This is a genomic window from Acinetobacter sp. NEB 394 (assembly GCF_013374795.1).
GTDB classification, from domain to species: Bacteria; Pseudomonadota; Gammaproteobacteria; order Pseudomonadales; family Moraxellaceae; genus Acinetobacter; species Acinetobacter johnsonii.
On record NZ_CP055277.1, the window covers coordinates 2,017,160 to 2,031,318 of the forward strand.

Below are 14,159 nucleotides of genomic sequence, written 5' to 3' on the forward strand. Positions count from 1 at the left end.
AGATAATATAATTTGGATCATTCATTAAACATAGTCAAAGTATTCACCAAGTTTAATTCCCGACAAAGCATGAAATTCGTCTGCTCGAATAACCTTTCAAACACAGGATGTCCCGATAATTGCTGAGTACCCCGAAATGGATGATCCCGATATTCTGGCATTACCGGAAACTCTGCATTCCTCACTCTCAGCTCAAAGCTCAATGCATCAAACCAGTCTTTATCAAAGCTCTTGTCTTGAAGTTTAACCAGCTCATTTGCTGCTATCGGGTACGTCACCCAGAGCTTACGCATCATGCCCTGTTGTTCAACTTCTTTCGTGTAGCTATCTGTTTCTGATTCAAGAACAGCAGAAATCATATTTGTGATCTCTCTGATATGCTTTTGAATGTTCTTATAGGCATTCAACTGAGGGAATCTCATCTGCACGGCGATCAACTCATTCAGGAATGTCCTTAATGAATCCTGTGAGAAATTGTCATTGGCAATATCAAACGACTCCTTGTTACCGAAGTTCGAGCGATCTTCCATAATCACAGGACCACAGATATAGATATTTTCAGGAATGGTCAAAGCATCTTCCTGATCGCTAATGGTGAGTAGTCTAGACTTAAGCGAATGATGGTCCCGGCACCATTTCTCGTAGAACTGAAGTTCTTTTAACTCAGGCGTTAATGTCGGCGTGTAAAAACTTCGGTATTTGTTGGTCTTAGTGCTATAGGTAGAACTGAGCTTATTTGCTGAGTAAACCGTTTGGGCCTTCTCTACTACAGCCTTAAGCCTTCCAACCAATTCACCCTCGGTTGCAGCAATCTTATAAAGAACACTATTCACGTCCTTCATAAAATCCCTGATCAAAGAAGCCAGCCCCGGTTTATCACTGGCCTTATTCTTCACCTCACCAATTGGGATCATGGCAATTTGAGTTTTTTTGAAGCCAGCATCCCCAGTGATACGAGTGTATAAAGTCCCACGAATAAGCATGAAAATTGAGAGCATATCCAGTGAGCTCTTAACTTTATATTCAAGCTCTGTCTGAGTTTCATCATTAGATACCAAGTAGAAATCTTCTACCAGAATCGTCAGCAGACGATCACGTTCATCGCCGTTGACCCACTCATTTTTCTCTTTATCCAAATATCCACCACGTCCCCGGTAAACAAGCTGGGCGATTTCCATTAAAGAGGCTTCAATTGCGAAACGAGGCATGGCAGCAATGATTGAATCACAGTTTGGGAATGAAATCCCCCTAGCCGCAGTCGAAGTAATCAGTACGACTTGCAATTTCTCTTTGCGATCCAGCAACTCTGAACGGTGGTATCCCATTAACTGGCTATCAAAAATGCCAATCTTGGAGCGTTCAACCACTCCTTCATCGACTAATGCATCTCTGAGTGCGGCCAATGCATTTTTATCCTGAGCAAAGTAGATAACTTGCTTTTTACCATCTTCAAGATTCTTTTGGATAAGCTCGATAGCAGTCTGTTGAGTCCTTTCCCCAGCTTTCTGGCGAAATAAATGAGTCAGGTTCTTATCCAAGCCAAAATCATCTGTTTCAGGGACTACGGCGTATTGCTTGAGCATATATTGGATTTTAAGATCACTTGCCGGGTAACAGTTCGCCATGATATGGATACTAGAGCGAACACAGTTACCATCATCCAGATCTGCAGTCTGCATCTTGAATGGGAAATTACCCAAAGATGGAGAGATGAACATTTTTGCTGGTAACTGATCCTGTTTCTTCATGTAGTTCTGGATTGCATTCACATTACTGAGGGATGCATCAGCAAGAATCACAGTCACCGTAAATGGTGAATTACCTTGAAACGGTTCAATGAAGTTTTTGGAAAGGAATTTCAGCATCTCATTGATAAAAGTACGTGTGCCTGAATCCCCTGTAATTTCATCAAACATCACCACAATGTTAGGGAACTTTTTGGCAAACTCTCTACGTTCGATTTTGGCCTCTGTCGGCTTCTTATCGATTTTGTATTGGAACATTTTTTCCAACCCATCCAAACTGGAAGCTGCCACAATTTTATTTTGGGTTTCCCTTGGGTTTCGTGGTCCAGCTGGGGTGGTGTTATATGGCATGAATGCCTGACTTGCTACAGTCATCGTCAGCTTATTGAGCTCTGGATGGAACCCAAGCAATTGCTGGGTCGCTTCCCCTAATGAATCAAACACTCTAGCAAACTTCTTATTGGTTGCCGTAATTTTAGATTCTGAGGTATTGGCATAGCGTCTATTGGCATTTGCATTCTGTTCCAGGTCTTTGAGCTTCCGGTATTCATCTTGTTTGAACAATAGAACACTTGAGCCATGATCTATCTTCAGATTTTCAACACCACCCACAATAGCGGCACCACGAGCATTCACCTTACAATCCTTGTTGTGAATCTTCGAATAGATTTGCTGTGCCTGTGTCACCACATCACTGTTACTGGTAATCGTGGCTGAGATTTTAGATAAATCACCCACCACATCATCGTTAATCAACACTCGCGGACTGGTATAAAAGAAAAAAAAGCCTTCCAAATCTGCCAGCAAAGTCTTAACGCTCGATGTTTTCCCAATCCCCGGCGTACCAGTCAAACAGATGAAATTCACCCGACCTTGTTTACTTTCCTTCAGTGCCAGTACTACGGCGCATTTATGCAAATCACGTAAGGTGAATGAAGTTTTATTCTCAATTCTTCCCTTACGAATTGTTTTAAACTCAGCCAGCACCATCTCTTTAAGTTTTTGGTTATGGTCTTCGTCATCGACTTGCCGATCTATCAAGTCAAAAACCCACTCTAAAGCCAGTGGCTGGTTAGGATTCACAAAATCCTTAAGCCTTTCGGTAATAGTGAAAGTAAGATCCTGACCGTAGGAAATATCGCTAATATTTTTGGACACGATTTCCGAGATGTTTTTGACAGGTTCATTCACCAGATAATTCAGAATCTCAACTTGCAGTTTCGTACGTTCATCCATATCGTCCAGACTCAGAACGTTATCCTGATACTCCTTGCCCAGCTGATACATAATTTCCAGCTCTGGGGATTTATCTTTATCCGCAAATTCAGCAGAAATGTATTCACTTCCCCGGCTGGTAATCGCCATCACACTCAGACGAATATTTGGCATGTCATCTTGTTCAAACTTCCATTTAAAAGAATCAACAAAAGTGGTTGCATACGAGCAGCCTTGCGCCATCTTAAATAGGACTTTTTCCTTACGAACATAGGCTCTCAAGTATTCACGTAGTTTTTTTGAGAACTTAAATGGGATCTCTTGAGCTTCTGCATTCACGTATGAGAAAACACTTTGGGATTCAAAATGTTTGATGTAACGCTTGTACTCTTGCAAATAGGTACAAGAATCCTTGGCGTTGAATTGTTCTGGTTCACCTAAAACGTAAAATAATGAATATTCCTGAACCAGCACATGATAGTTGGATTTGACTTTGATTACCGCCAGGAAATCAGCACGACCAAACATACCCTTACCAAACATTTTAGCGTGGGTAAGACTGAATTGTTGATTCCATGTTTCCAACGCCTTCTCCTTGAAGGCTTTAATAGCAATATGTTCTTCCTCAGTTGTGTAGTCATCTACAATGGTCTGGGTTATATCATTTGGCATTGTCAGTGGACACCAAATGCCAGATAAGCTCCAATTTGGTCTTGCATTCGCCGTTTTAGCCCTTGCAATACCTTTTGGCTTGATCTTTCTTAGAAACTCACGAGTATTGGTATAACCATGCCCGAATCCAGTTTTTATCAATTGCTGAAAATAGCTTTCGATATTTTCATGGATAGCGGCATTAATGACATCGCTATATAGCGCTTCCTTCATTTCCTGAAAGACATCAGCAATCTGTTTACTATTCCATTCTGCTACTACAGGATGGCTGGCTGATAATAGCTTTGCATCAAGCAAAGCCATAATCGAACCACGTTTAACAGCGATCTCATAAACCTCGCCCCAAACTTTGGCTTCATTGTTCACCACGACGCTTACTCCACATCAGTCGCTAAAATTTCTTCAGCTCCCTCTGGAATCGGCTCGATTGGATCAATCAAGTCTTCATTCTTCAGAATAACGTATTCTTCGAGCTTGCCGATTAAGGCTGGCAGACTCATGACGACTTCGCCTTTATTTAGACGACTCGACACGATGACTTCACCAAGCTCTTGAATGCCAGTGGTGCCACGAATATGGGAAGGCTCAAGTACCGGAGTGAAGTTTTTGCCAGCTGTAGGACGTTCAGACTCAAAGTAATGCAGACCACGCAATACAGAGCGAATTGATTTCATTTCATTGGAATCATTCACATCAATAATTTTACTGTGCAATCTGATTCGCTTATCGTTATGAATCGAATGCTCCTGACTGGTTAGCATATAGAAATACGAACAAATACCATTCTGAGTACGAACACCCACAGTACGTTTAGTCGCAAAGCTATATACGGACAAGGATTGTTTATATTCTTTTTGATTGATAATCGCCGTATGGTACTGATGGTGCGGTACCTCATAGACACGACTGTTATCACTGGTTTTTAAGCTCAGTGCTGGGATCGTATCAGACTGGAATGGATAGAAATTCATATCCGGGAACAATTGATCAAGTTGATCCAAAGCGCTTTCACTTTCATGAATCAAGTTGCTGGTTTCAGTCTTACCGATCTTACGCTGTGCAAAATGGTGTGAAAGCAATACAACATCTTCAAAACCATCTGACCGCAGTTTTTCGATGATACGGTGCATCGCCTTACTTGTTCTCAGATGGTCTTCAGCAACTGGGGCATGACTGACCTTCTGTAGTGATAAGCGCCCCTGTTTATCGTTGATACGCTCAAGTGTATAGACGTAGCAGATGTAGCCATAATCTGGTTTAAGCAGTAGCAAATCCTTCTGATGCTGATACTTAAATTCCACATCATTCTCAGGTCGAGAGTTATAGCTAATACAGGCAATTTTATCCTTAGTGCCCTCAAATGGGATGATGATTTCTGAATATCCTGACAGTGCTTCAATTGCAGCCTGAATACGGTAAGTCACGGTTTTATCCATTGCGAGGTTCACCGGGGCACAAACTCGCTCACCATTTTGATTATCATAAGGCATAGGATCTGGTTGATACTTAAGGCCCTGTACCTTCACAATAGCATCATCATTGTTCAGCAACTTCTCAAGGGTATAAGCGGTGGCATACGCTCGTTTACACTCAGGATTAAACCCACCTTTTTGGATCTTTTTTGATTTCCTTTGAAATTGGGCTTTTTCTTCATTCTCATGTTCATCAACTGAGTCAATTCGCATTAGAGGTACATATAAGCGCTCTTCAATACCCAGTTGATTTTTTACTTCTTTAACCAGATGTTTAAGGAATAGATGAATCGCAATCGAAAAACATGACGTACTGATGATCAAAGCATTTTCTTTTTCATCCAAACATAATTGAGCATGGCCGCCTTTTAGGTCACTCAATCGAAATAGCTTAGATGAATAATGAATCATGACCTTGTATTTAGATAACAAGTTGTCATAACTTAAGCTCTCAGGATGATAAAAATGTGGCAGCCCATTGTCGCTGACCTTCTTGTTGGTCGGCACCATCAATACTGGTAAACAAGGAATATTCAGATTACGAGCGACATCAAATTGATCTAGGTCGGTATTAGGATTCTCAATCGGTACCAACGTTCGAATTTTCAGTGTGGAATTAAACTCAATCTCGCTTAGGGCTTTACGAGCATAATCATTCTTTCGAATGATTTCGTCTTGGCTCATTTTCGCCAACTTTTTACGGCTAGCATCCACCATCGAGATGTAGCTGTAAAAGTTCGATTCTTTACCCTTAAATATACTAAAGAACTGTTCAGCATCTTCACCAATTGAACTCTTGAATACATCTAGATTCACAATACTTGGAAGGATGTAGAGTACAGTTTTAAGACTACTATCCTTTTCCATCTCACTAATGATGGAATCCAGATTCGCTTTGAGCGCTGTAGTGATCGTAGACGTGATCGCCTCCATTCGCTCATGCATTTTTTCGGTATTGAGCTTTTCGTCTAAGATACGAGTAAGGTTAAGTCGGATTTTTTGAGGATTCTTGAATGCATCAACCAGTTTATTGAATGCCCCTTCAAAATCTGAAATCTTCATATCTGCCCCGGATAGGACGAAGTACATCATAATGAGCTGGAACATCTCTACTTGAGCAACGCGATCTGAGCACTCTTTGCTTAATCGCTCTTCAGAAATCGGCTGACCTTTATCATCCACAATATCCTTCAGCAGCAATGCTTTATTGATAGTATGCAGACGAGCTTCATAAGCAGTCAGCATGGTATCTGTACCCGAACGGTTGCCTTTGCTTGTCTTATAATTGATCTGCAACTTAGAATTAAATGAACTTACTTTTTCCTCTTTAACAAACTCCCCATTCACCCGAAAGGCATAAGTGACTTCACGTTTTAGAGATAGCCCGTCCTTATCCTCATGACGAATATCATTCATTTCAATTTTTGGTTTTACCCAGATTGGCAAAGCATCTGTTGCTCCAACATAGGCCAGCAAACCATTAAAATCAACTTTACCTACAGCGCCATAGATAGCACTAAAGTCAATACTATAGTCCTTAATGCTTTCCGTTGTTTCCTCATTCCATGGAGCAATTCGATTACCAAAAATCTCAAAGAAAGCAATCGCTTTACGGATATAAGAAACAGCGGACTCACGCTTGAAATCGTTACGCTCAGTCTTCTCAATGTGATCCGCAATGATCTCCATAATTTTGAAGCAATTTCGGATACGAGCTCGTGATAGTGCTTTGATTTCTACGAAATGAAGTAGATTTTGGATATCATTATTTTCAGCAGAACATTCATCATCAAGAATTTCCTGCATACGTTCAGCAACCTCTAATGGCATCTTTTCACTAGCTGAGTAGGACTGCTTCACAATGGCTTTGATTGCCTCACAAACCTCTTTCACCCATTGAGGTTTGCTGATTTCTTCAGTGACAGTGAAAAGTCGTAATTCGCCATCTTTTGCTTTTAAGTCGTTTGTATATTGCAAAGAAGCTACTTTGGATTGTCCTTTGACTTGCATAGGATACTGAGAATTTTTGGCAATCACTGGATCAGAATATTTGAGATCGCCTAAGAATTGGTTGAGAGAATTCAGTGCCATACCTGTCGGAGCATTTTGAAGTACTTGCTGAACAATTTCAGACATCACTTGGTCTAAATCACGATAGGTCTGGGCAGTTTTAGCTTCAGATTCCTTATCAAATAAAGTGCTTATTCTGAGTTTTGAATCTTCAGGTAATAATTGAATATCTTTGATGATGTTATAAATTGGCTTTGAATCGTTTTTAGTCCCGATCTGCTTAAATACTGCAGACACAAAAGCGGTGGCATCAAAATGCAAATTATGAGAAGGCCCATAATAATTGAAGAAATGATCTGATTGATGGTTTTTCAGAGTCCCCACCATAGCTTTTAATAAAGGGGAAAGAATTATTTTAGGTGCGAGTGTACTGAGTTCAGTACTAGAACCGTTGTTATTTAATTGCATTAAGTTTTATCCATGACAAAGTTGGCACTAAGAGATATTTTTATATTTATTAAATATCAAAATCCTCTGTCTGAACTTTGATCATATTTTTTTTAATTAAGAATGTAAATATAAGTTATTTAGAGATTTCTTAAATCGCCACACATATCTTGATATTATGGGGGTAATTAAATCATATTGATAACCATAATTTTCTATATAACTTGGAAACTTGTACAGTAAAATGACTTCATAAACAGACGCGGATTAAAAACCATGGAATCCTCGGTAGCCTATAAATAACCGAGGTTATAAGTAGAGGTTAAGCAGCCATTAAAGGTGATCTTCCTTTGTTAGCTTGGTGTGGTCTTTCATGATTCGAATGCCACACCCAATCAGTTATGTAATCCTTGTGTCCTGCCATTTTTCAATAGCTAATCGTTTGAGAATAATCAATAGTGCAAATTTATAATGACCACTAAAACTCTCCGACTATAGAACCAGTTTGATATTTTTTAGGAATTTCAATTTTTTTGAGCTGTAAGAATAAAATCAGGCATGTTTTTTCCAAAGTACATTCAGCCATTTTTCTTGTCGATCAGGTCGCTGATCTACTGTAATCCACTGTTTTAATACCCTAACCCCATTCAACTGGTCTAACAATTCCTGAGCCTGCTCTTCATTTAAGTCAGTAAACGCCCTACCGCCTTTTACTCTATCTGCTGTTCCATATTTAAAAGACATATAGCACACACCGCCACGGCGTAATGCAGCATGAATACGTTTTAAAACATCAGGGAGACTGTTACGAGCACAATGTAGTAAAGAGGCACATGCCCATACCCCATCATAAACATCGTGCATATCAAGCTCATAAAAACTTAGCTGCTGAACAGCGATACCAGTCAGTTGGCTCGCTCGTTCGACCAATACTTCAGAATAGTCGATAGCATCAACTTGATAGCCTTTATTTTTAAAAGCCAAAGTGTCACGCCCTGAGCCACAGCCTAAATCCAGGATGCGTGCTGAATCTGGCAACTCAGCTAAAAATGGTTGGTATAGGCTTTCCATATCCACATACAACGTGGCTTGTAAAAATTGATCTGCGTATTGGTTGTAATAGTCTATTGTTTTCATATTGGTTGCTTAGGCTAAATACTAACCCCAGTCTACTAAAAAACAAAAAAATAAGGGAGCATTTGCTCCCTTATCTTTTTAGTCAAATAAATCTGCTCTTACTTCTTCCAAAGCACGATCTGACTTAAAACGATTACATATCGGATGAATAATTGCTCCATTTTCTAAAACACCGTAACCACCTTCTGCTTTCGATTCTCGATGATCTACTTCAGTCGATTCAAGGTATAAAGCGCTATCACATACTTCGCAATAGCTCCATGTTTTCCTTTCCTCACGTTGATAAAGATTTCTTTTGGTCGCGAGTGAAAAATTTAGAGGTTTTTTCTTCTTTGTTAGTCTTACTGATTTCACAAAGCTCACAACATCATCCACAACGCTCTCATCATAATCACCATCAAAACGTTCAAGGTAAAAATCATTAAAATTAATATAATCAAATGATTGACTCATCGAAAGAATGACGGTGTTCAAACAAACTTCATCTTCAAAATCTAAATCCATATTGAGTCCAATACAGATAAAGGCTTGATACACGTTCTTCAATCGCTCATGTGATCTGATCCCGCTACCAAACTTACCGACAGTTTCTTTGATGGCCACAGGAATTTTTTCAATTAAACTTTCAACACCACGGCGTGCTCGAGTAAATCCAATAAAATCTAACTTTTTATTCTGTATTTCAAAACAGTCTTGTTCAATTTCACAGACGATAGAGAACCAGGCCAAAAAGGATGTCACTTGAAAACGATTATCTTTATAAAAATATAGTTTTGGGTGTAAGCCCAAACTTGGAATCCGAATACTAATTGGTGGTGTTGCGATACGACACAGCACAACTCTAAGTTTTAGCATTAAATTTTCTACACGCTGACCTTGGTCTATATTCACAGTATTCTGGCTAGTATCACCAAACATGATATTCAGGAGTTCATTGACCAAGCCGATTTTTTTACCGTGTGTTAAATCTGGCTCTAAAAGTATTATCTTAAAAAGATGATCATGAATTTGCTCACCCAAAGTGATCACTTCATTTATCCGCTCGTAATTCAGTTCAGCCAAGTTGGATTTATTATCGTTTATATAACAACACGCATAAATCACATAAAAAGCATCACTTCCCCTATTTTGTAAATGATATTCTTCATCTGGATCTAATCGTTTCGTATCCGAATTGATTGAACAAAAGGCTTTTCGAGCTTCCTCAGGTGTCCCAATCACTTCAATAAAATTAATTTTGGTTGATTTTAATTTTTGCTGAAAATCAGAATCGCTACATAACTCTTGAAAATCAGCTAATCCACCTAATCGATTACGAATCTGACGAATATCTCGTTTTTGTGGTGCCGTGAATTTTGGGGCTCCTATTACTTGCTCATCAATAAAGTATCTTTTGATCCAAGCATAGATAATTGAAATCCTGTGCCCACCATCGATGATATAAATATTACCAGCAGCATCTTTCCAATAGCGAACGCATAAATTGACATTACGATCATTCAAACAGTTTAGAATAAACTCCTGAATTTCAGCAGGGCTCCAGCACTCTGTGGAGCGTTGATTGTCTGCTTTATATAGTTTTTCTAGAATCTCATGGTTGGCGAAGTCATAAAGTGATATTTCAAAGTTATGGTGCAGATTTGAGTGCGACATTTCGTCAGGCACCATCATTTTTCTTTGAATAATATTGGTTAAAAGCTTAGTACGGGCCATTTTATTTTCTCTAGGCAATACTTCTCTATATCTCGTAAGATTACGAAATTAGAAGTAATTAAAATTAAAGTTAGCGATTAATGAATTAAATATTCATTAATTCAGAAGTATCTTTTTGCTAGAGAAAAAACAGATAGAAATAGTATAAAGACGCATTTTAAACCTCGTTGATAGATTGTCGTTTGCCAACATCCTTTCCACGAGATGGAGGCAAACCAAATAGGGTGTGGAAATACCGCTCAACGAAACGGCCAGTCAAAGACTGCCCTACCTGGCTTACCATAAAAGCGCCATGTAGACACAAAAGAGCCACTAAAAGCGACTCTCTAGTTCGTTGAGTAACAGGTTTCCACGCCTGGTCACAGAATTTGCTGTAACATCTTTATCTTATGTGCATAAATTCAATTGGTCAAATTTTATGATTAATATTTAATCAATTGATTCAAAAATAATTACCTATATTTTTATAGGCTTAAAGATACAGATGAGTATCTTATAATTTCTAATATTTAGTTGATGTAAACTGATCGCAATGAAACTCTATATATTTAAGCAGCGTGATTTAATAAAGGAAGTAGATTGAAACTGCAAATTTTATCGGATACTCACAATTCTAAATATTCAATATCAGAGCAAGCTGATGTCATTATTCACGCTGGCGATTTTTCTAATCGCTTAAGTGGTGCAATTGAGTTTGCCGAAAAATGTAAATCTCTGAATAAAAAATTTATCTTTGTTTTAGGTAATCATGATTACTACAGCTCTAACTACAGTTCAGTCGTGAATTTCTTGAAAGAAAACTACCCAAAAAATGCACTACTTGATGACAACCATATCAAAATTCAAGATAAAATATTTGTAGGTGGCACGCTGTTTACGAACTTTCGCTCCAATTCACCACTTACATCTCCTGAGGTACTTTTACAGTCCCAAAAAGATGCTGAACAATCGATTTATGATTTCGATCAAATCATGATTGACAGTGATCATCGAACGATAACTGCTAATGACTACATAGAATTATTTAAAAAATATCATGAAAATATTATGAAATTTAAGGATCAAGATAATGTGATTGTCATTACTCACTTCCCGCCTCATTTAGCTTGTTGTTCGGCGTCAACTATCTTGGCCGGTTCGCGTCAATTATGATGGCCGGTTAGGTTTTCTCATTTTTCCTACTTCCAGCTTGTTTTAACTGATGTTGTTTTCGATAGCTTTCTCCTTCTAATTCTATAATTGTCGCGTGGTGGATCAGCCGATCTATGGCCGCTACCGTCATCATGCTGTCTGGGAAGATCTGATCCCATGCACTAAACGGGTGATTGGCTGTGATGATCAGGCTACCGCTTTCATATCGATGCGCGATAAATTCAAACAGTACCTGGGTTTCTGCATCGGTTTTTTTCACATAACCAATGTCATCAATGATGATCACCTGATACTTATCCAGCTTGCTCATCTCGCTCATCAGATCCAGTTCGCGCTTGGCTTGTTGTAACTGTTGTACCAAGCCAATGGCTGGAAACAGTTTGCAGCGTATGCCTTGCTCAATCAGCCGGTAACCCAATGCATTGGCTATGTGTGTTTTGCCGGTGCCACTGGGGCCAATCAGCAGGATATTATCGGCGTGATGTGCCCAGGACAGGTCTTGGTGCAACTTGGCGATGAGCGCTTGATTTGTCCGGCTGAGCACGCTGTTATCCAGAGTGCTTAAGGTTTTTCCCGGTGCCAGCCTCCCTTCGCGTACCCAGCTTTGTGTGCGCCGTGTAAAGCGCTCTGCGAGCTCGTATTCGCATAATGCCGCAAGGTAGTCACTGTGCGACCAGCCTTTTTCTACCGCGGTTTGCCAGAGTTTTTCATAGTGCCTGACGAACGCCGGCAGCCTTAATTCTTTGAGCAGTAATGCAACGGAGGAAGTCAAAATGGCACCTCCACATCGTGTTTCGCCTGTGCCTTTAATGACGTTAGCAGTGCATCATAACTTAGCAGGTTATGTTGCTTTGTCTTAATGTCTGGTGCGCTTTGCGGGGTGTAAAAGCGCTCCTGAATGGTTTTGGCACTTTCAAACAGACCGGCTCTGGCCTCTTGCAACAAGGTCTCTCCCAGCTCTTGTTCGCTATCGTATTCGCTCGCCAGCCATAACACCGTGACTATCCATTTACAGGCATCCTGTGCTGGTAACGCATCATCCACTAACTGCCACAACTGCCGGTAATTGTCGTCAGGTAAGATATCATCCCGCAGTTGCGAGTAACGAAACGCCTGCGGTTTAGCGGCCAGTGAGCGGATAATATGCCGGTAGTTGATACAACGTGCACGGCTTTGGCCGAGGGCCGGGTAAATTCGTGGCAAGGTCAGCGCCACTTGCTGGCCCACATAGAGCACCAGTTTGTTATGATACAGCCGTACTTGCAGGCGTTCGCCAATCAGTCGTGATGGCACGCTGTACACCACCCGGCGCACTTCAATGGTGGCACTACGGGTGACTTTAATGCTCAGCAAGGTGTAATCAACAGCATCATATTCCGGTAAGGCTTGCAGGGTTTGCTGTTCTTCTAAAAAGCGGCTGCGTGAGCGCTGGTTTAGCTTGCCGACGATTTGATCAATAAAGGCCTGGTAGGCTTCGATACTGTCAAAGTCACTGTGGCCGCGAAGTAGCAGGTGCTGCGCCAGACGGCGTTTAAATGAGCCATTAGCGCACTCCACTACGCCGTTCTCATGCGATTGCCCCAGGTTATTGCGCGTTGGCGTCATGTTGTAATGCTCGCACAAGTCCTGATAGGCATCTGTCCAGACATTTTGCGTATTGTTCCTGGCGGCACTGAGGCTATCGGTGCGATGCTCCACCGGACAGCCACCAGCCTGCGTCAGCGCACGCTGTAAACCGGTAGATAAGGCAGAATAGCTCTCACCACCCTGAACCACAGTGATGGAACGCCAGCCGCTATAAGCGAGGCGGAACTGATACAGCAAATGAGCAAAGGGTTGCTGCTTAATGGTGATCGGGCTATCAGGATGAGTAAAATCAGAGAAGCCCTGTAAACCGGGTTGAGCTTGCTGGCGGAAGATGACATCTTTCTCCGGGCCATGTAGTGCTTTCCATTTCTTAACCCGACGCTGCAATGTTCTCAGAATTCGCTGGTCATATTGGTTTGGATAGAGCGCCTGCAAATGCTCCAGCAAAGTAATAGGCGTAAGCTCTGGTTTAGCGTTTAAAAGAACAACTAGATCGGTTTCCCATACGGCTTCCAGTGGATCTTAGCGGGTGCGCCAATCTCTATCAGCTTTAGCGCGGGGTAAGGTGTTGGACTGCTCAATACGTCGGGCAGTGCGGGGGGAAATGGCAGACTTCGCAGCAGCGATTTCTTGAGTCATGCCTTGTTGGCGATGCTGCATATACAGCTCCTCTTGTCGGTGGGTGATATGTTGTCCAGGCACCTTGAACTCCGAACAGAAAACAAGGTACCTATTGTGACACCCAACCGGCCAAGATAATTGTCGTCAACCGGTCATCCTAATTGTCGCCGAACACAATAGTTCGTATAATGTGACTTATTAGACAGTTTACGTAGGGGCTATGTATGGATGCAGACTTTGGATATCAGATTAAAAGAGTTGTGAAATTAAGGGTTCACGAAAAACTGCAAATATAGGGCAAATCAGATTGTCTATACCCATAATTTAGAGCGCCCGAGCATCAGGAACTCACTGAAAGCAGACGTTTCTGAAAATAAACAAGGCACAG

Annotated in this window: 8 protein-coding genes; 1 reads left to right on the top strand and 7 read right to left on the bottom strand. The window is 40.9% G+C overall.

All coding sequences use genetic code 11. The features are described from left to right. Positions 1 to 17 precede the first annotated feature (17 nt). From HUK62_RS09605 to HUK62_RS09620, 4 genes are all read right to left on the bottom strand, one after another. Positions 18 to 4,001 (bottom strand): hypothetical protein, encoded by a 3,984-nt coding sequence (locus HUK62_RS09605; RefSeq protein ID WP_104794878.1) that lies wholly within the window; start codon positions 3,999 to 4,001, stop codon positions 18 to 20. 5 nt (positions 4,002 to 4,006) lie between these two features. After that, on the bottom strand, positions 4,007 to 7,582 hold the full coding sequence (locus HUK62_RS09610) for a hypothetical protein (RefSeq protein WP_176537735.1): 3,576 nt from the start codon (positions 7,580 to 7,582) through the stop codon (positions 4,007 to 4,009). Between the two features lie 531 nt (positions 7,583 to 8,113). Further along, the gene (locus HUK62_RS09615) at positions 8,114 to 8,698 is read right to left on the bottom strand and encodes a class I SAM-dependent methyltransferase (RefSeq protein WP_176537736.1); all 585 of its coding nucleotides are present in this window, start codon (positions 8,696 to 8,698) and stop codon (positions 8,114 to 8,116) included. 78 nt (positions 8,699 to 8,776) lie between these two features. Next, complete coding sequence (locus HUK62_RS09620; protein ID WP_176538469.1) at positions 8,777 to 10,411, bottom strand: HNH endonuclease; 1,635 nt, start codon at positions 10,409 to 10,411, stop codon at positions 8,777 to 8,779. A gap of 579 nt (positions 10,412 to 10,990) precedes the next feature. On the opposite strand from HUK62_RS09620, the gene HUK62_RS09625 reads away from it, so the two are divergent. After that, positions 10,991 to 11,563 (top strand): metallophosphoesterase, encoded by a 573-nt coding sequence (locus tag HUK62_RS09625; protein WP_228723678.1) that lies wholly within the window; start codon positions 10,991 to 10,993, stop codon positions 11,561 to 11,563. Between the two features lie 7 nt (positions 11,564 to 11,570). On the opposite strand, the gene istB is transcribed toward HUK62_RS09625, so the two are convergent. Genes istB through HUK62_RS18890 form a run of 3 tightly spaced genes read right to left on the bottom strand, consistent with a single transcriptional unit; the run spans position 11,571 to position 13,852 of the window. Continuing rightward, positions 11,571 to 12,335, bottom strand: coding sequence for an IS21-like element helper ATPase IstB (gene istB / locus HUK62_RS09630; RefSeq protein ID WP_016167552.1), 765 nt, complete (start codon positions 12,333 to 12,335; stop codon positions 11,571 to 11,573). Further along, on the bottom strand, positions 12,332 to 13,666 hold the full coding sequence (gene istA, locus HUK62_RS09635) for an IS21 family transposase (RefSeq protein ID WP_218015315.1): 1,335 nt from the start codon (positions 13,664 to 13,666) through the stop codon (positions 12,332 to 12,334). The genes istB and istA overlap by 4 nt, the downstream gene beginning before the upstream one ends. Positions 13,667 to 13,672: 6 nt before the next feature. Then, on the bottom strand, positions 13,673 to 13,852 hold the full coding sequence (locus tag HUK62_RS18890; protein WP_016167550.1) for a hypothetical protein: 180 nt from the start codon (positions 13,850 to 13,852) through the stop codon (positions 13,673 to 13,675). Positions 13,853 to 14,159 lie beyond the last annotated feature (307 nt).

Coding starts and splice junctions, on each gene's coding strand:
- HUK62_RS09615 (WP_176537736.1), bottom strand. CDS start 8,698: ATGAAAACAATAGACTATTACAACCAATACGCAGATCAATTTTTACAA.
- HUK62_RS09620 (WP_176538469.1), bottom strand. CDS start 10,411: ATGGCCCGTACTAAGCTTTTAACCAATATTATTCAAAGAAAAATGATG.
- HUK62_RS09610 (WP_176537735.1), bottom strand. CDS start 7,582: ATGCAATTAAATAACAACGGTTCTAGTACTGAACTCAGTACACTCGCA.